The organism is Sagittula sp. S175, from assembly GCF_049800975.1.
In the GTDB taxonomy this organism is placed as follows: domain Bacteria; phylum Pseudomonadota; class Alphaproteobacteria; order Rhodobacterales; family Rhodobacteraceae; genus Sagittula.
Genome location: NZ_JBNAGB010000015.1, coordinates 122,656 through 142,225 on the forward strand (window position 1 = coordinate 122,656; position 19,570 = coordinate 142,225).

General features: G+C 64.6%; 10 protein-coding genes and 1 pseudogene. 7 read left to right on the plus strand and 4 right to left on the minus strand.

Going from position 1 to position 19,570, the window contains the following annotated elements:
• Positions 1-162 precede the first annotated feature (162 nt).
• The 6 genes from ACP16H_RS17875 (at position 163) to ACP16H_RS17900 (ending at position 6,773) form a co-directional block, all read left to right on the plus strand.
• Positions 163-1,254, plus strand: a complete 1,092-nt coding sequence (locus ACP16H_RS17875; protein WP_425073617.1) for a carboxynorspermidine decarboxylase — start codon at positions 163-165, stop codon at positions 1,252-1,254.
• A gap of 62 nt (positions 1,255-1,316) precedes the next feature.
• A complete protein-coding gene (locus ACP16H_RS17880; protein WP_425073618.1) occupies positions 1,317-2,570 on the plus strand; it encodes a saccharopine dehydrogenase family protein in 1,254 nt (417 codons plus the stop codon).
• 285 nt (positions 2,571-2,855) lie between these two features.
• Positions 2,856-5,162 carry a type VI secretion system Vgr family protein gene (locus ACP16H_RS17885; protein WP_425073619.1) on the plus strand — a complete coding sequence of 769 codons (2,307 nt, stop codon included), beginning with the start codon at positions 2,856-2,858 and terminating at the stop codon, positions 5,160-5,162.
• 6 nt (positions 5,163-5,168) lie between these two features.
• Positions 5,169-5,756, plus strand: a complete 588-nt coding sequence (locus ACP16H_RS17890) for a DUF4123 domain-containing protein (RefSeq protein WP_425073620.1) — start codon at positions 5,169-5,171, stop codon at positions 5,754-5,756.
• A gap of 42 nt (positions 5,757-5,798) precedes the next feature.
• Positions 5,799-6,143 carry a PAAR domain-containing protein gene (locus ACP16H_RS17895; protein ID WP_425073621.1) on the plus strand — a complete coding sequence of 115 codons (345 nt, stop codon included), beginning with the start codon at positions 5,799-5,801 and terminating at the stop codon, positions 6,141-6,143.
• A 120-nt stretch (positions 6,144-6,263) separates the two neighbouring features.
• Positions 6,264-6,773, plus strand: coding sequence for an invasion associated locus B family protein (locus ACP16H_RS17900; RefSeq protein ID WP_425073622.1), 510 nt, complete (start codon positions 6,264-6,266; stop codon positions 6,771-6,773).
• 104 nt (positions 6,774-6,877) lie between these two features.
• Here ACP16H_RS17900 and repC read toward each other — a convergent pair whose 3' ends face one another.
• From repC to ACP16H_RS17920, 4 genes are all read right to left on the minus strand, one after another.
• Complete coding sequence (repC, locus tag ACP16H_RS17905) at positions 6,878-8,071, minus strand: plasmid replication protein RepC (protein ID WP_425073623.1); 1,194 nt, start codon at positions 8,069-8,071, stop codon at positions 6,878-6,880.
• Positions 8,072-8,280: 209 nt separating this feature from the next.
• Positions 8,281-9,261, minus strand: coding sequence for a plasmid partitioning protein RepB (repB, locus tag ACP16H_RS17910; protein WP_425073624.1), 981 nt, complete (start codon positions 9,259-9,261; stop codon positions 8,281-8,283).
• A gap of 50 nt (positions 9,262-9,311) precedes the next feature.
• A complete protein-coding gene (repA, locus tag ACP16H_RS17915; RefSeq protein WP_425073625.1) occupies positions 9,312-10,508 on the minus strand; it encodes a plasmid partitioning protein RepA in 1,197 nt (398 codons plus the stop codon).
• A 425-nt stretch (positions 10,509-10,933) separates the two neighbouring features.
• Entirely contained in the window at positions 10,934-11,176 is a 243-nt protein-coding gene (locus tag ACP16H_RS17920; protein ID WP_425073626.1) for a hypothetical protein, read from the minus strand.
• On the opposite strand from ACP16H_RS17920, the pseudogene ACP16H_RS17925 reads away from it, so the two are divergent.
• Positions 11,175-19,570: pseudogene (locus ACP16H_RS17925) on the plus strand (hypothetical protein); the annotation flags it as partial. The gene ACP16H_RS17920 and the pseudogene ACP16H_RS17925 overlap by 2 nt on opposite strands.

Here is a 19,570-nt window from a genome sequence, read left to right on the forward strand (position 1 = left end):
CGCAAGGCGCGGGGGCAGAGCCCCCCTGACAAACCTGTGTCCTGCCGCAGGCAGGACGCCTTTTGATGACCACACCCCACCCTACGGACATTGCGACACCCGTGCAGTCGCGCTACATGGCCCCCGCACAACACCGCGCGCCATCGCCGAAGGGAGCCGACCATGCAGACGCCCTATTACCTGATCGACAAGTCCCGCCTTCTTCCCAACATGGAGAAGATCGCCCACCTGCGCGAACAGTCCGGCGCCAAGGCCCTGCTGGCGTTGAAGTGCTTCGCCACCTGGTCGGTCTTCGACTTCATGTCCGAATACATGGACGGCACGACCTCCTCCTCGCTCTTCGAGGTGAAACTGGGGCGCGAGAAGTTCCCGGGCGAGACCCACGCCTATTCCGTCGCCTGGGCGCCGCATGAGATCGACGAGGTGCTGGCCTCTTCGGACAAGGTGATCTTCAACACCGCGCAGCAGCTGACCCGGTTCGAGGACGTGTCGCGCGGGCATGTCCGCGGGCTGCGGGTGAACCCAGGTGTGTCCACCTCCGGTTTCGATCTGGCGGACCCGGCGCGACCGTTCAGCCGCCTCGGCGAACACACTCCCGAGGCCATCGAGCCGGTCGCCGACCTCATCACCGGCTTCATGTTCCACAACAACTGCGAGAACGCCGATTTCGAGCGTTTCGACGCCATGCTCGGCATGATCGAGCAGCGCTTTGGTCACCTGATCCGCCGCATGGACTGGATCAGCCTCGGCGGCGGCATCCACTTCACCGGCGAGGGCTACCCGCTGGACAAGCTGGCCGAGCGGCTAAAACGCTTCTCGGGGCAGAACGAGGTGCAGGTCTACCTGGAACCCGGGGAGGCGGCGATCACGAAATCCACCACGCTGGAGGTCACTGTGCTGGACACTCTGTTCAACGGCAAAAACCTTGCCATCGTCGACAGCTCGATCGAGGCGCATATGCTCGACCTGCTGATCTACCGCGAGCGCGCCAAGATGATCGAAGAGGGCGATCAGGAGTGGATGATCTGCGGGAAATCCTGCCTTGCAGGGGATATTTTCGGCGAGTTCCGCTTCCCCAATGCCTTGAAACCGGGCGACCGGCTGTCAATTCAGGACGCAGCGGGCTATACCATGGTCAAGAAGAACTGGTTCAACGGCGTGCAGATGCCTTCCATCGCGGTGCGCGAGCTGGACGGAACCGAACGACTGGTGCGCAGCTTCGGCTACGACGATTTCGCGACTGCGCTGTCCTGAGCGTCGTCAAACCGTAACGCACAAACCCTAGACACCCATCAACGGACGGAGGAATACCCGAGTTGAAGAAGAACGTTCTCATCATCGGCGCAGGCGGCGTCGCTCAGGTCGTGGCGCATAAGTGCGCGCAGAACAACGATGTGCTTGGCGAGATCCATATCGCCAGCCGGACGGTGTCGAAATGTGACGCCATCCTTGAGTCGGTCCGCGAGAAGGGCGCGATGAAATCCGAGGGCGTTCTGAAGGCCCATGCGGTGGACGCCACCGACAGCGCCGCCGTGGCGGCCCTGATCCGCGACACCGCGTGCCAGATCGTCATCAACGTGGGCACGGCTTTCGTGAACATGCACGTGCTCGATGCCTGCATCGAGACCGGGGCGGCCTATATCGACACGGCGATCCACGAGGAACCCGACAAGATCTGCGAGACGCCGCCGTGGTATGCCAACTACGAGTGGAAGCGCCGCGAGACCTGCGCCGAGAAGGGCGTGACCGCGATCCTTGGTGCCGGTTTCGATCCGGGCGTGGTGAATGCCTTTGCCCGTTTTGCCATCGACCAGATGGACGAGGTCAAGTCGATCGACATCGTGGACATCAACGCCGGATCGCACGGCAAGTATTTCGCCACGAACTTCGACCCGGAGATCAATTTCCGCGAGTTCACCGGGGTGGTCTACTACTGGGAAGACCAGCAGTGGAAGGAGACGACCATGTTCGCCTCGGGCCGCACCTGGGACCTGCCGGTGGTCGGCCCGTCGAAGGCCTACCAGTCGGGCCATGACGAGGTGCATTCGCTGGCGACGAATTACCCGCAGGCGGACGTGCGTTTCTGGATGGGCTTCGGCGATCACTACATCAACGTCTTTACCGTGCTGAAGAACATCGGCCTGCTGTCCGAGCAGCCGGTGACGCTGGCGGACGGTGGCGAAGTCGTGCCGCTGAAGGTGGTGAAGGCCTGCCTGCCCGACCCGGCCTCGCTGGCGCCGGACTACACCGGCAAGACCTGCATCGGGGACCTGGTGAAAGGTGTGAAGGACGGCAAGGAGATGGAGCTGTTCGTCTACAACGTCGCCGATCACAAGGAGGCGTTTGAAGAGGTGGGTTCGCAGGGGATTTCCTACACGGCTGGCGTGCCCCCGGTGGCGGCGGCCATGCTGGTGGCGACGGGCGAATGGGATGCGAAGACCATGAAGAACGTCGAGGAACTGGCCCCTGCCCCGTTCTTTACCCTGCTCGACCGCATGGGCCTGCCGACGCGCGTGCAGGTGGGCGGCCTTGGCGGCGAGGACATGGCCTGGACCGACTACAAGGGCTGAGATAGAGCCTGGCAACTATCGAGGCGGGACCGCGTGTCCCGCCTTTTTCATGTCCGATCAAGGGACTTTGGCGGGCAGACCGGTCCCGCGTCCCGGCGCGCGGGGCATGGAAATAATGACTTTCAGAATCCGGCGGCCTCCCCATATGCTTGAGGGAATGACCATCGTTTTCCGTGATCGCTGCCGCTTGGCGTGTATTTTTGACGTTGCGCAAGGGGTCGCCTAGGATACTTTCACTTTGGATTTAATCAGGTTCGCACCATGGCTTTGAAACAAGATCTCCGCATGGGGAAGTTGACGACCGTGCTGGGCAAGGATGTCCTTGTCCTGCAGCGGTTCGAAGGCACCGACCGGATGAGCGGGTTGTTCGATTACCGGGTCGCCTGCCTGACCGAGACGGAGAACGTCAATTTCGACGATCTCTTAGGCACCCATGCCACCGTGACCCTGAAGGGCCACGACGGCACCGACCGGCATTTCGACGGCATCGTCACCGAGAGCCGCTGGCTGGGGTCGGGCGACAACGGGATGAAGTACGAGATCCGGTTGCAGCCGTGGTTTTGGCTAGCGACATTGAAGCGTAACCAACGGATTTTCCACGAAAAAACCGTGATCGAAATCCTTCAGGAACTGCTGGGCGCCTATGGCAACGCCGGAAACCTGGTGGTGAACACCACGGCGACCTACCCGACGCTGGAATACACGGTGCAGTACCGTGAAAGCGATTTCAACTTCGCTTGCCGGTTGATGGAGCGGCATGGCATCAGCTACCATTTCAAGCCCTCGGAAGGGGCGCATGACATGGTATTGACGGACAGCATCGAGAGCCACGACATGCTTGGGGCCTTCCCGGTGAAGCCCTACGTGGGCCATCATCAGGAAGACGTCGAGCACCTCTGGCAGTGGCATCCCGCGCGGCGGATGACGACCGGTGCGATGCGGATGACGGATTACAACTTCAAGACGCCCACCGTGGTGATGGAGAAGGACCAGACCGGCAGCGCGGCCTATGAGAACGGGCAGATCGAGAGCTTTGACTGGCCGGGCGATTACCTCGATCCCGGTCGCGGCGGCGAGATGGTTCAACTGGGCCTGAAGCGCGATCAGGCGCGGGATGCGCGGTTCGAGGCGGTCGGGGACATCTCGAACCTTGTCGCGGGCCAGCGCATCACCATCAGCGGGGACAGCGACGAGGTGCCGGGCAAGGGCGACGAGTTCCTCTGCATCGTCTCTTCGCACAGCTACACCTCTGACAACTATGGTTCCGGCGGGACCGCGGGCGATGGGTTCGCCTATACGGGGCGCTATGTCTTCATCCCGGCCAGCGCGCCCATGGTGCCCGAGAAGAAGACCAGCCATTCCGACGTGCGCGGGCCGATGACGGCCGCCGTGGTGGGCGCCGAGGGCGAGGAGATCGACTGCGACGAACATGGTCGTATCCTCGTGAAGTTCCACTGGGACCTGAACAGCGCCCATTCCATGCGGTGCCGGGTAGCACAGAACTGGTCGGGCGGCGGCTGGGGCGGGATGATCATCCCGCGCATCGGCATGGAGGTTCTGGTCGAATTCCTCGAAGGCGACCCGGACAAGCCGCTGGTGACGGGCTGCGTCTACAACGGCAAGAACATGGCCGCCTACCCCCTGCCCGCCAACAAGACCAAGGCGGTGTTCCGCACCGACAGCCACAAGGCCAGCGGTTTCAACGAGCTGGTGTTCGAGGATGAGCCGGGTCAGGAAAACATCGCCTTCAAGGCGCAGCAGGACATGTCGCGGCTGGTGTTGCAGGATTCGATCAGCCGGGTGAAGCGGCACGAGATCGACAGCGTCGGTGTGAACAAGACCGTCGAGGTGGGCAACAACTTCAAGATGGACGTGGGCGGGTCGGTGAACATGACCGCCGGCGGCACGGGGCCTGCGGCCAAGGACCTGCTGTCGGGTCTGTCCGGTCTGATGGGCGAATCGAAATCGCTGCTGAAGAAGGGCGCGACGCTGGGCGGCGGGTCCTCGGGCGGGGATCTTGGCAAGTTCGCGGGGACCATCGGGTCGAAGGATCTGGGGTTCATCTCGGGCGATGGGGTCTCGGGACGGAGGGGGATGCATGGTGCGGACGAGACCGGGTCGGATGCCAACCACAAGCTGCGCGAGGATGGCACCAAGGTGGGCGCCAGCGCCGCGAGCCTGTTCAAGAGCCCGGGGGTGATGAACCTCTATGCCTCGAACTTCCGGTCGGACACGACGGGGGTCGCGGCGGTCGAGAACGTCGGCCTGACCAAGACGCTGCACATCGGCGGGTCGCTGATGGAGAAGGTCGGCAAGGCGATCAAGAGCGTGGTGGGCAAGACCTACGAGTTGACAGTCGGCACCTCGATCCTGACGCAGACCAAGAAGCACACCATGGTGGCGACGCAGAAGGTGACGATTGCCTCGCCCGGCGCCTCGATCGAAATGGACAGCGCGGGGATCACCATCAAGGCCTTCAAGGTGAAGGTGCTCAGCCCCTCGGTGGACTTCAACCCGGGCGCGCCAAGCCAAGCGGCGGTGTTGCAGGCGGTGCAGGCCTTTGGCGAAGATTGCCAAGGCACGGCGGGGTAAGCATTCATGAACGACGTCGTCATCCACATGACCGATCCTGCCGAAACGCTCGAAGACGCGTTGATCGCCGCGCTGAGCAAGGCCTGCAAGTCCGACCAGAAAGCCTACCTGCTGATCGACGCCAGCAAGTCCCCCATGATCCAGTTCATCATCGAGGCGAAGACCGACAACGCGCTTTGCCTGTTCGACGGACAGGCGTTCGAGGATCTGTCGGCCTTCGCGCCCTGGCTCGTCCCTCTGGAAGGTGACGGGCTGGACGTGTTCGACTGGTACATGGACGAAGGTTGGGGCAAGGACTGGGGCATGTTCCTGGTGGCCGGACCTGATGCACGCAAGGTCAAGACCATTCTCAAACGGTCTCTGAGGGTCAAGACCGAGGACAACCGCGAGCTGTTCTTCAAGTTCTACCGCCCAAGCGTGTTCAACACCTATCTGCCCGCGATGGAGCCGGCGCAGGCCTGTTACGTGATGCGCGACATCGCGCAGGTCTGGGCCGAAGACGAGGCCAATCCCGCGCTGGTGCATCGGTATGCCGTGCGCGAAGACACATTGCGCCGGGCCGACCTGACACTGACGATTGCCGAGGACGCCTGAGGCGTTCCCGCCCTGACACCGTGATGGAAAAGGAGTGACGATATGGGACAACCGATCTGCTGCCTGGGTGACCTGCACGTCTGCAACATCACCATTCCGCCCACCCCGGCGAGCCCGGCGGTAAAGCATCTTGGCGGGCCTGTGGTGCAACCGGGTCAGGCCATCGTGCGGGTCATGGGACGCCCCGTCGCCGTGGTGACCGGCATGACGATCTGCATGAACCTGATCACGCCTCCGGGCGCACCGCCGGTGCCAACTCCGGACCCGATGGTAAAAGGGTCGATGATGGTGAAGATCTGTGGCCTGCCGGTCATGCGTATCTCCGACAAATGCTCCCACGGCGGAACCATGTCCACAGGCAACCCCCTGGTAAAGATCGCCATGTGAACGCGATGGGACGCCCTGCCCGTCTCTCTGGTTGACAGCTGTCAACTCTGACGGTCTACCTGTTTGCGCCGATCCGGAAACTCCTCCGGGTCGGCGTTTCCATGAATTGAGGTCCTTCCCATGCTTTTCCGCCCGCTCGCATTTCTCGCCGCCCTTTCCCTCACCACCGTCCCCGCCGGTGCGCAGGACGTCGGCAACGGACAGAAATTCGGCGCATGGACCGTTGGGTGCGAAGCACTCGGGATGAACCGCACGGCCTGCGTCCTGAACCAGACCCTGAGCCGCGACTCCGATCAGGCGTTCATCGCGCAGATGATGGCCTTCTGGTCTGCGGACGGTGAAAAGATGTACCTCGCCGCACGGGTTCCCATGGGCGCCTACCTGCCCTCGGGCTTCGCGATCCGCGCCGAGGAAAAGGAAGAGGCCGTTCCCTTCGTCTGGCAAGCCTGCCAGGGCCAGGTCTGCGAAGCGATGCGCGAAGTGGACAGCGAGATGCTGGATGACCTCGGGCTCGACAACGAAGCGGTTCTGGGCAGTTTCCGCCCGCGTCTGGGCATGGAACCGATCGTCTTCCGCTTTTCCATGGCCGGCATCCGCGAAGGTCTGACCGCGCTGCATCCGGCGGAGTGATCCCGCCACAGGGCGCGCGTCGGCACAGAGCCATGCGCGCCACCATTGGAAAGGCGGGGCAGGGGCCTTGTGCGGGCGCGATTGAAGTTGACAGCTGTCAACTTTCACGCCGCTTTTCTCCCCGACCCGTTCAACAGGGCCATCACCATCGGCCCGGTCGAAAACGCCCCCTCAGCGGCTTTGCCACTCAGACTGCGCAGATATCCACCCGGGGATTGAATATGCTCGGCACGTTGCAGGATGCAGGCCAGAACGACCGCAGCGTTGCAGGCTCCCATATGGCGCAGGGCTTCTTCCCAGGCACTCGGACTGATCCCAAGCATACCGCGCAGGAAATCTGCCGTCCGGATCAGGTCATGCCAATCGGTGATGGTGTCTCGGCTGTAGTCCAGCACATCAGGACAAGCCTTCAAGACCAGCGCCAAGGGTAGGGGAGGCGGCGCGTCGGCTTCGCTTTCCCTGCCATTTTCTTGGCAAGGTTCATATACAAGTGAGTCTGAGTTTGAATTCTGTTGGTGCCGCTCAATAACGGCGTCGTTGCCGCTCATATCTTTTGTTTCATTAGGAGATGCGCGTGTGTTGTCCACAACCACCACGGCATTCCGAAGGGCCTGCAGGACCTCCTCAGCATCAGCAGCCATAGCCCTGAGATCCTCTGTCCCAAGCTTGCGCCGCAGAGCGCGCTGGATCAGCCTCAAGGCGTCGTCCCAGGCGTCCCAAGTCCCCGACAGCCCGGCCTCACGACCGTACACCAGCAGCTTCACGGCATCCCGCACCATCAATACCACGCGCTCGCGCTGCGCCTTCAGCGCCTCCGCGGCTGCACGCGCCTCCGCGGCGGCTTCGACGATCTCCGGTGCGCGCACCAGAAGAGGGCGGAGGTCGAAACCGAAGGCCAAGACCACGCCTCCCGCGCCGTCCCGACGGGCGTAGCGCTTGCCATTGGGGCTGTCATGGCGCGCGATGAGGCCAGAGCCAACCAACGCCGCCAGATGCCGCCGGAGCGTGCTTTCGGCCATGCCATGCGCCCGCTCCGCCAGCGCCCGGTTCGAAGGGTAGACCAGCAGCTCCGCGCCATCCTCCAATGCCTCTGCAGGCAGAAAGCTGAGCAACGCATTCAGCACTGTCAGATCCCGGTCGGTCACCCCAAAGGCCCCACGCGCCACGCAGAGCGCACGAAACAATTCCCATTTGGCAAAGCGCTGCCACGCGGCGGGCGCCTGCGCCACCGCTTGCGATGCCAGCAGACCAGCCGTCACCGCTTGCCGCCCAAAGGGCGTCACTGTCAGTCGTTCCATTTTCTGTCACGGGACAAAAGAATTTCAGCCCACCGAATCGGCAGTTGTTGACAGCTGTCAACTCACCCGGCTATCCTGAGAGTGCTAGATCAAAGGGAGCCTTCCGGGACTGTGTCTTGGGGGGCTTTCTTTTTACCTTCTGCCTTGTCGTGCCTCCTGTCTTACTGCTCTACACTCAAAGACCCCGCCCAAAAGGGCAGGGGCCTCGCTCACTCCTCGCGTCCTTCGGCGGCCCTGCCAGCCTTCCAGTCGCGAAAAATCTCGTCGAGGTTTTCCTCCAGCCAGACGTCGAACCCTTCCGCGTTCTTCACCTGCACCTCGATCTTTACCGTATCCTTGCCACGGGTCAGTTTGCCCAACAGCTTGCCCGGCGCGGCCTCGTAGAACTTCTGCAAGGGCTTCGTGGCCTTTGGCGCAGCGATAACCTGCGGCGTATGGTGTTTTTCCATCCAGGCCATCAGCCCGTCGAAACGCTCATCCGACCCCGGCCCCGCCATCGACTCCACCATGCGCACGCCGGTCAGCACATCCCAACCCGTCGCCTGCCACAGTTTCGCAAAGGCCAGCCAGCGGTCGCGCCCGATCCCCGGAGCAGCGCCAATGCCCTCGATCACCTCGACCGGCACAATCTCGGCCACCGCCAACATCCGCGAAATCAGCGTCTTGTCCGTGGACAAGGCATCGCCGATCACCTTGCGGTCATAGCCCGCCTCCGCCATCTGCCGGGCAAAATTCACCCGCTCGATAAACGACAGATCGCGCCGGGCAGAGTTCTCCTGCCCCTGCGCCATGATCGCCTCGGCATCGTCGAGGTTGCGGATCAACGCCTTCACCGGCTGCCCGAGGTCCCGCAAAGCTGCAACGCGACGCCGCCCGTAGACGATCTGATACGCGCCGTCCTCGTCAGGGTCAGGCCGCACCAACACCGGAACCTGCTGACCATAAGTCCGCAGGCTCTCCATCAGAACGCGATGCGCCTCGGCATCCTGCTCAAGCCGGTCGAACAACCCGCCCGCCTTGATGGCCGCAGGGTCCAACTCCACCACCGACCGCGCCTTCAACTCGGCGATCTGCTGGCTGACGGCACCGATGGCGCCCTTGGTATAACGCGGCTCGGCGCGCGGCTTGTCCTCGGACGGGCCCTTGGCCGCCTCTTCCATCAAGCCTTTCAACAGGTTCTTGCGTGCCATTCAGCCCTCCCTCGCCGTCCGGCTGTCACTCCGGCTGTCACTCTGGCCCATCACCGCCCCCAGGCGGCCTGGATCAGCCCCTCGATTTCCTCGTTCACGCTGTTCAGGCTCTCCATCGCGCGGTCATAGGTCGCCCGCGTGAACTGGTTGCGCTCCACCTCGTACAGCGTCTGTTTCGTCAGCCCGGCATCGGAAATCGCCGTCGACTTCAGCACTGGGTGGTTCAGCACATGCTCGCCGAACATGGCGCGCATGAAGCTCACCATCTGGTTCTGCGGCCCATCGCCCGGCTCGTAACGCGTCACCACGTAGCGCAGCCAGTCGTAGGACATGTCGCCCCCCGCCTCGGACACCACGCCCAGCAGGTTCGAGGTCATCAGCAGGAACTGGCACATGGACATGACGTCCAGCATCTGCGGATGCACCGTGACCAACACCGCCGTCGCCGCCGACAAGGCGGACATGGTCAGGAAGCCCAACTGCGGCGGGCAGTCAAAGACCACCACGTCGTAATCGTCCCTCACCTCCGCCAGCTTGCTGCCCACGCGGGTAAAGAACATCTCGCCCGAACCGCCCACCAGCGCGCGCGGCGTCTCGTGCTCGAACTCCATCAGGTCGAGGTTCCCCGGCACGATGTCGAGGTTCGGGAAATAGGTCTTCTGGATCACGTCCTTTAGCGCCACCGGGTCCTCGTAACGGATCGCGTCGTACAGCGTGCCGCCGTCCAGCAGGTCGAACTCCGGTTGATAGCCGTGCAAGGCCGACAAGGACGCCTGCGGGTCGAGGTCGATCACCAGCGTGCGATAGCCGTCCAGCGCCAGCTTCTGCGCCAGATGCGCGGCGGTCGTGGTCTTGCCCGACCCGCCCTTGAAGTTGATGACCGAGATCACCTGCAGATGATCCTCGCCCCGCCGCCCCGGCAGGTAGGTGCCTTGCGCCTTGGCGCCCTTCTCCAGCAGGTGCCTCAGGTCGAGGATATCCTGCGGCGTATACAAGCGCCGACCCCCGGCTCCGGTCTCGGGCTGCGGTCCCTTGCCATCAAGGCTCAGCTTGCGCAGGTAGGCGTCCTTGACGCCCAACAGCTTGGCCACCTCACCGCTGGTGAACTTGCGCAGCGATTTCCGCGCGTGCGGCGGGAACAGCTGTTCCCGATGCGCCTGAAGCCGTTCCGACAACTTCTGCGCGTGTTCGCCGACCAGAAGGTCGATCCGTTGTTTGACGTGTGACACCGCCGTCTGCCCCTTCATCCCCGCCGCGTTCAGGGTATGATCTCACCGGAACTAGGCCCAAGGGCCGATCCAATGGCTTCTTCCGGCGTCTGTGACGCGCCAGTTCCGAAGCGTTAGTTACGCCACGCGGCGTATTTTTCACTCAATTTCGTAATTAAATGCCCTCACCCTCAGATTCGCACAAGTCCTTTTTCCACATTTGGGCCAACCCCTGTGGACAAACCCCACATATGGCGAGCGCGGCACAGCCCTGGGCAGCAAACCGGCCATGAACTCCATGCCGCATTCCCGAAAACTGCGCCACGTAAACCCGTAGTGTACACGACGCGACACTGCGTTGCGCTGGACGTGACCGATCCGCAACATCCTTTCCACAACTTGAAGAACACCACCACGAGGGTCGTATACCTTTTGACAGGATAAGCCTCTCCGAAGCATACCACCTAAAGAAGACATTCACGACGATTAGGGTGGCGATCATTCATATCAGGCGCACCTGCAGACATGTTTCCGTTTCCCTGCATCGCGGCACCCCGCCCGCGGCGCAGGTCTTTGCGTTTGGCGCAGCCAGTGCGCCCCATGTCCCCGCAGATCGACGTCTCGCCCTCTGTTTCGCTGCCAAAGGGCTTGGCCAGCCCCATGACATTTTCGCGCCCCGTACAGGCGCCGAGGAAGGTAACACCCATGTTTGATCTCGCCACCACGCTCCGCCAGGTCGGTATCCGCCAACGCTCGCTGAAGCGCCACTGCCGCCTGGGCCGCGCAACAGAGCTGATCTTTGTGCTGGCCACCGGCGCGACGCTGGTGATCGGCGGACAGGCGAACGCGCAGGCGTCCGATTTGCGCTGGGACGGCGGCGCGCTGGGGACGTCCGACCCGGCCGCCGGCGGCAGCGGTGACTGGGGACCGGGGGAATACAACTGGCCCGCAGTCACGCCGCAGCCCTGGGAAAACATCACGCTGGGATTCCCCAACGATGTCTTCGTTGACGGCGACGATGTGACGTTCGGCGGCGCAGCCGGGACGGTGAATGTCCTCAACGTCGGCGCAGCCGAAGACGCCGGGCCGACCGGGTTCACAGACAACCAATTGGTGTTGGGGCAGGTCGATGCAAATTCGGTCCTGTTCCAGACAACTGGCTACGTGTTGAACGGAGCCGCATTTGCGGTTGCCAATGGCATTACGGCCGGTTCCGGCGTGACCGCGACGATCAACGCCCCGATTGCCGGTAATGTGACCGTCGGGTCCATGACGCGCACCACAGTCACCGCGCCCACGTCTGACAACCTTGGAACGATCATCCTGAACGGCGGCGTGTCGGGCAACGTGGCGAAGGTGAACGGGGGGACGCTTCAGGTCGGCGGCGGCACCATCACCGGGTCCTTGACGCACAATGCGGGCACGTCCCTGTTGAACGGCGGTTCCATTACGGGGAACGTCACGACGATTGCCGGACGGACCGAACTGAACGGCACGGCCGTCGGAACTTCGATCATTTCGCTGGGCGGCACGACGGCCATCGGCAGCACCATCAACACCATCACCGGACCGAGCCTCAGCCTGGGCGGGGGCACCCTGGAAATTTCCAGTGGCGGCCATTGGCAGACCAACCCCTACAACATCGCCGGCAGCGTTGCCCTTGACGTCAAGAGCGGCGGCCAGATCACCGTCTCGGGCGGCACTGCACTGCTCAGCATGGGCTCTTCGACACAGTTCGCCAGCGCGGGCAACATCACCGGGAACCTGTTGCTGGACACCGGCGCGGGCAACGGCGTGTTCACCGGCGGCCAGGTGACCGGAAACGTGACGGTTGGCACCAGCGGCAATGTCGGCTTCGGGAATGGGACCGCCCAGACCGTGACGATCACCGGCACGCTGCAGAACAACAACTATTTCGGCCTCAGCAGCAACGCGACGCTGAATGCCGGCACGATCAACAACGGCGATGGCGCAGGCACGACCGGCCTCATGTCGCTTGTCGCGACAATAAACGGCAACGTCAACAACAAGGCCGGGTCGACGATCCAGGTGTCTTCGGCGAACGCCGGGTCCATCACCGGTGACGTGGTCCTGGATGCGACGTCCACGGTGGAGATGGCGGGCGATCTCTCGATCACCGGCAACGTGACCCAGAACGGCACGATCGTGAACACCACATCGGGCACGGTGACGCTGACCCACACCGGCGGCACCTTCACCCACAGCGGTCTGCTGGATGGCGGGTCCAGCGGCGGGACGCTGCACATGGCGGTGACGAACTACACGCTGTCGGGCGGCACCATCTCGGGCACCGTGACCGGCCTTGCGTCGACGCTGATGACAGTGGCGGGCGGCACCACGGAAATCGTGAACGCGAACATCGCACAGGATATCCTGGTCGAGGCCACCGGCGTGCTGGACGTGACGGCGACATCGACCGTCGGCATCGCCAGCAACAACGTCTATGACGTGGAAAACAACGGCACCGTGCAGGTGGCCGATGGGGTGATCCTGAACGCCTCGTCTTTCGAGAACAACGACACGTTGACCCTGACGGGCACCGGCGCACTGGCGTTGACGGTGGACGGGACCAATGCGGGCTTTGCCGACCGCAATGCCTTCGAGAACTCGGGCACCGTGGCCTTTGGCGCGGGCGCGGCGCTGAGCGCGCGTGACCGGGTCGAGAACTACACCGGGTCTTCGATGACCTTTGCCGGGGATGCCACCATCACGGTGGACACCGACGATGACGGCGCGGCCAATGCCGAGACCTTCATCAACGACGGCACGCTCAACCTGTCGGGCGGCTCGGGCGGCACCGTGACGGTGACCAGCCCGCACGACGCCACCATGACGAACACCGCCAACGGCGCGCTGACCGTGGCCACCGATTGGGAACTGGACGTGTCGGGCATGAATTCCGGCAGCACCGAGGACCTGATGAACTCCGGATCGCTGACCATGTCCGGCGGCACGATCACCGGCAATGTGCTGAACTCCGGCACGCTGGCGTTCAACAGCGGTACGCTCGACGGCACTCTGTACAACACCAGCAGCGCGGGGCTGACGCTGGGCAACGGGATCGTGACCGGGTTGCTGGGGCTGCAGGCCGGGACGTCGACCGTCAATGTGACCGGCGACTTCCGGGTCCAGAATTTTGTCGACATGGACGCCGGCACCCTTACCATACTGGACGGTGCAACGTTGGTGACCGACAGTGGCGTCCTTGTGGATGGCGGGACGCTGGTGATCGACGGCACTCTGGACGGCAGAGCGACCGTGCGCGGCGGCACGGTGACGCTGACCGGTGATATTATCAGCACGGTCAGCGGAACCGGCCACCTGACGAACGAGACCGGTTACTCTTCGACGATCAACGTGATCGAGAACAGCCAGGTCGCGGGCGTCGTGACCATCAACGGCGGCGTGCTGGATATTGCCTCGGGCAAGACCCTCACCGTCAACAACACGATGAACATCGGCGCGGGCGGTAGCCTCGACCTGAACGGCGGCACCATCGCCGGGTCGGTGAACTCTGCGGGCACCAGCGATATCGCGGGTACGATCACCGGCACCTACCGCCAGCAGGCCGGCACCACGAACATCTCGGGCACCAGCACCATCGACACGGTGCAGCTGGACGCGGGCACCATGACCGTGGCCAGCGGCCAGACGCTGAACGCGACGAACGGGATCACCGTGGGCGACGGGGTGACCACCTCGACCGCGACGCTGACGATCAACGGCTCGACCACCGGCAACATCAGCATGAACCAGGACGGCGTGCTGAACGCCAATGGCGGCACGGCCATCGCGGACACCGCCACGGTCACGGTCAACAACGGTCAGTTCAACCTGGGCGCCAACGAGACCGTCGGCGCGCTGAACAAGGGCGGCGCGGCGGGCTCCGTTTCGCTGGGCGCCAACCGGCTGACCATCGCGGGCACGGCCACCAGCACCATCAACGGCGCTGTGACCGGCAGTGGCGGTCTGACCTTTGCGGGCGGCACGAACAACGTGACGGCGGCGCTGGCCTACACCGGGCAGACGCAGGTCACCGGCGGATCCGTGAACCTGAGCGGCACTGGCGCGCTGACGGGATCGACCGACATCCAGATCAGCAACGGCGCCACGCTGCAAACGGATGGCGGTGCGCTGAACTCTGCGCAGATGACCCTGACGGGTACGAACAGCGCCTTCCACATTACCGGGAACGAGACCCTGTCGAACCTGTCCGCGGCCTCGGGCACGCTGGTCAACCTCGACGGCGGCACCCTGCTGCTGCTGAACAACACCGGCACCGTGGCGGCCAATATCTCGGGCACCGGGGGCCTGTCCGTCAACAACGGCAATTTCGTGCTGAGCGGGACCAACACCTATACCGGCGCGACGAGCATCTCGAACAACGGGCGCGTGCAGGTCACCGGCGGCAATGCCATCGCCGACACGGCGCAGGTGGCGATCCAGTCCACCGGCGGCACGCTGGAACTGTTGCAGGATGAGACCATCGGCTATCTCGCGGGTCTGACCCCGACGTCGGGCACGCCGTCGGTCGAACTGAACACCGGCACGACCCTGACCATCGGCGGCACCGGCACCACCCATGGCATCGTGTTCAGTGGCGTGATTTCCGGCGACGGCAATGTCGCGGTGGGCGGCAACGCGGCCAGCCTGACGCTGGCGGGGGCCAACACCTACACCGGCACCACGACCCTGTCCGAGGGCAAGCTGACCGTCAGCGGGTCGCTCGCGTCGAGCGGGATTTCCGTGACGGGCGGCACCTACACGCAGACGGCCGGCGCGCAGAACGGCGTGACGAATTCCGGCGGGACGGTGAACATCAACGGCGGCTCGGTCACCGGCCTGACCAACGATTCGGGCACGGCCACCGTCGCGGGCGGCCAGGTGACCGGGGCTGCGGCGATCAACGGCGGCAGCGTCGTGCTGAACGGCGTCGACGGCTCGGCGCAGGACATGGCCGGGGTCACGGTGGCCTCGGGGGCCGCGTTCACGGCCAACTCTGGCGAAGCGGGCGCGGTCAGCACTGAGGGCACCCTCACGCTGGCAGGCACGGCCACGCTGGCCTCCGTCACGCAGGGCGCGGGCTCCATGACGGTAACCGGCGGCACGGTGAGCGGGACGACCACGATCAACGGCGGCACCTATTCGGTGGCGAACGGCGCCACCACCACGGCCACCGGGCTGGTGGTCATGAACTCCGGCGCGACCTCGGCGGCGATCAACGGCACGCTGACCGGATCGATCAGCAGCGCGGTGGATATCGACGTGGCCGCGACGGGTGCGGTCAGTGGCACGCTGACCAACGCGGGCACCGGGTCGAGCAACGCAGGCACGGTGGGCACGCTTGCGAATACGGCCGGGACCTTTGCCAACACCGGCACCGTCACCGGCGGGGCCACTGTCAGCGGCGGTGTGGTGACGAGCTCGGGAACGCTGTCCGGCACCTCCACCATCACGGGCGGCGAGCTGAACGTGACCGCCGGCACGGCCGGCACCCTTGGCAACCACGCCGGCGGCACGCTGGACATCGACGGCGGCAGCATCGGCGCCGTGATCAACGCGGGCACGCTGGAGCTGGGCGGCGGTACGCTGGCCTCGGTCACGCAGTCCGGCGGCACGATGGCGGTCGACGGAACCTCCACCGTCACCGGGGCGGTAAGCCTGACCAGCGGCAGCCTGACGGTCAACACGGGCCAGACCCTGACCGCGGGCAGCGTCACCAACGGCGGCACCACGACGGTGAACGGCACGCTGGCGTCTGCGGTGACGAACACCGGCACGCTGGATGTGAACGGCAGCGTGACGGGGCTGGTGACCAACACCGGCGCGGCGAACATCTCGGGCGGTACGGTGGGCGCGTTCACCCAGAACGCGGGTGCGGGCAGCGCGGTGACAGTGGATGCTGGCACCACCGGCACCGTGACGAATGCCTTTACCATGGACGGCGGCACCCTGACGCTGGGCGCGAATGCGACGCTGCAGGCCGCGACGTTCAACCTTAACAGCTTCTCCGGCCTGAGCCTTGGCGACAATTCCAGCTTTGTCGGCACCGGGAACACCTTCAACCTCGGGTTCTCGCTGAACGCGCCGTCGGGCTTCTCGATCACCGACACCGGGGCGATCAACATCAACAACGGCGGCGCGCTGACCTTCGGCGCGGGCGGCGGCTCCCTGACGGCGGACAGCAATGGCGCTGGCGACGAGGGCATCAACATCAACGATGGCGGCACGCTGACCGTGTCGGGCGGTCCGGTGACGCTGAACACCGGCGGGGCCGGTCAGGTCACCGTGGCTGCGAACACGGCAAACGGCGGCGGCACGCTGAACGTGACCAACGCCACGCTGACAGTGAACCAGAACACCACCGGCACTTCGACGCTGGGAACCATCGTCAACTCCGGCACGGTGAACCTGTCGGGCGCAACCGTGCAGGCGAACCTGACGCAGGAGGCGGGCAGCACGCTGAACGTCACCACGTCCTCGACCATCACGGGCACGACGACGATCAACGGCGGCACGCTGAACGTGGCCGGCGGGCAGACCCTGACCGCGAATGTGGCCTTCGGCGGCACTGGCGGCTCGATCTCCGGCGACATCATCGGCGGTCTTGTCGTGAACAACGGCCAGACGCTGACGGTCACGGGTGACCTGAGCTTCACCACGCTGCTGGTCAATGACGGTGGCACGTTCACCACCCTGGGCGCGGGCGGGGTGAACGTCCTCGGCACCGGCAACACGCAGACCTATGCAGGCGTCGGCAACTTCTTTGGCGGAGACGTCATCGCCGACAACAACGACCTGATCGTGACCAGCACCGGGGCGCTGAACTTCGATTCGACGCTGGGCAACATCGTCTTCGATGCGGATGCGGATGACATGATCACCGCACCGGCGACGACCAACGGCACGATCACCAGCGCGGGCGCGATCGACGTGTTCGGCGGCAATACCGTCAGCTTCGGCACGGGCGACGCGGGCGGCGACGACAACTTCACCCAGACCGGCAGCGCGACGCTGAACGTCCAGGCGGGCACGACGCTGAACCAGATCGCCACGCTGGACAACCAGTCGAACAGCCTGAACGCCATCCAGGTGGCGGCAACCGCCGCTCTGGACTTCGACGAGCTGACCTCGAACGCCGGTACGATCACCTCCGCGGGCACGCTGGGCGTGGCCGGTGACGGCAATGTCACCATCAGCGGCACCGGTGCCATCGACGTGAACACGGGCGGCTCCATCAAGGGCAACCTGACGCACGACTCGTCGGCGACGTCCTCCGAGCTGGCCGGTAACATCGGCGGCGACCTCGACATCAACGCCGGCACGGTCACCGTGAACGGCGCGGTCACCGTGAGCGGCGCGGCCGAGACGCAGGTGGACGGCGGCGCGACGCTGGCCATCAACGGCGGTGGCGTGCTCACCAGCAACGTCACGGCGGGCAACGCTGCAACAGGCGGCACGGTCGTTGTCGGCGGCGCTTCGGCGGGGACGCTGACAGGCACCCTGACCGTGCAGAACAACGCGACCTTCGACGTGAACGCCAACGGCTCGGTCGGCGGGATGATCACCTACAGCGGCACCGGCAACTCCGAGCTGGGCGGCAACATCACCGCAGGCGGGCTGACCATCCTCGGCACCGGCACGGTGCTGGTGACCGACAGCCTGACGAACTCCGGCCTGACCAACATCGGCAACGGCGGCACCCTGACTGTGCAGGCAGGAGCGATCTACAGCTCCGCCAACCCGGTGAACGTGGGCGACGTCGGGGCAGGTGTCCTGAACGTCATCAACACCGGCGGTGTGAACACCGATGTCTTTGTCTACAATGACGGCGTGGTGAACATCGCGGGCGCGCTTGGCGGTGCGGTCGAAGTGGGCGGCACCCTGACCCTGGACAGCAGCGTGACCGCTGCAACCGCATCGCAGTTGACCGGTGACGTCACCGGCTCGGTCGTGGTGCAGGCCGGGACGCTGAACATCGTGGGCGCGAGCGCCATCACCAACTTGCTGGACGTCGAAGGCAGCGGCGTTGTGAACGTGAACGCAGACACATCCGCGAACGGTGGAACCCAGCTGGACGGCCCGACCGCGCAGTTGACCATTGCGGATGGCGTGACCCTCACGACCACCGGCGTGACCGTCGGGGCCGCCACGGCGGGCGGTACGCTGGACGTGAACGGCTCGATTGCCGGAAGCGGCATCACCGTCACCGACGGTACGCTGCTGCTGGGCGACGGTTCCGGCACGACGAGCGTGGGTGGCACCGTGCAGTTCGTCGCGGGCACCTTCACGATGACGGGGCCGGTGGATATCGCCGGTTCGCTGGACATCAACGGCGGCGCGGTCTCTGTCGTCTCCGGCACGATCACCGCAGACGATATCGACATCTCGGCGGCAGCCGGGACCATCGCGGTCGGCGGTGACCTGGTCGCGGATACCACCACCCTGACCAACGCGGCGGTGCTGAACGTGGCTGCGGGCGGCACACTGCAAGCCGCGACCACGCTGACCAACAGCGGCACGGTCACCTTCTCGGACGGTGGTGCCCTGAATGCCACGACGATTGCGAACAGCCTCGACATCATCGTGACCACGGGCACAGTGACCTCGAACGGTGCCGCGCTGAACAACAACGCGGGCGCATCGCTGGCCATCAACGGCGGCGCGCTGACCGGGCTTGGCGCGATCGACAACACCTCGGCAGAGGCGGATGCGATCACCCTGGCGGCGGGCACGAACCTCGGGTTCACCACGCTGACGTCGAGCGCGGGAATGATCTCGGTCGGCTCGGGGGCGTCGCTGACCGGCACCTCCGTGGCGCTGACCGGAGCGGCGGATCTGGACCTGAACGGCGGCACGATCACGGGCACGCTGGACAACCAGTCGACCGTCCAGATCTCGCTGGAGGGCAACGTCAACGGCGCCTTCACCCAGCAGGGGGCAGGGGTCGAGACTCTGGTGGACGGCACCGGCGTGATCTTTGGCGACACGGCGACGATTTCGACCGGTTTGCTGAACGCGGATGCCAACGTGGATGTGACCAACGCCCTGACGCTGGCGGCGGGCACCTCGCTTGACGT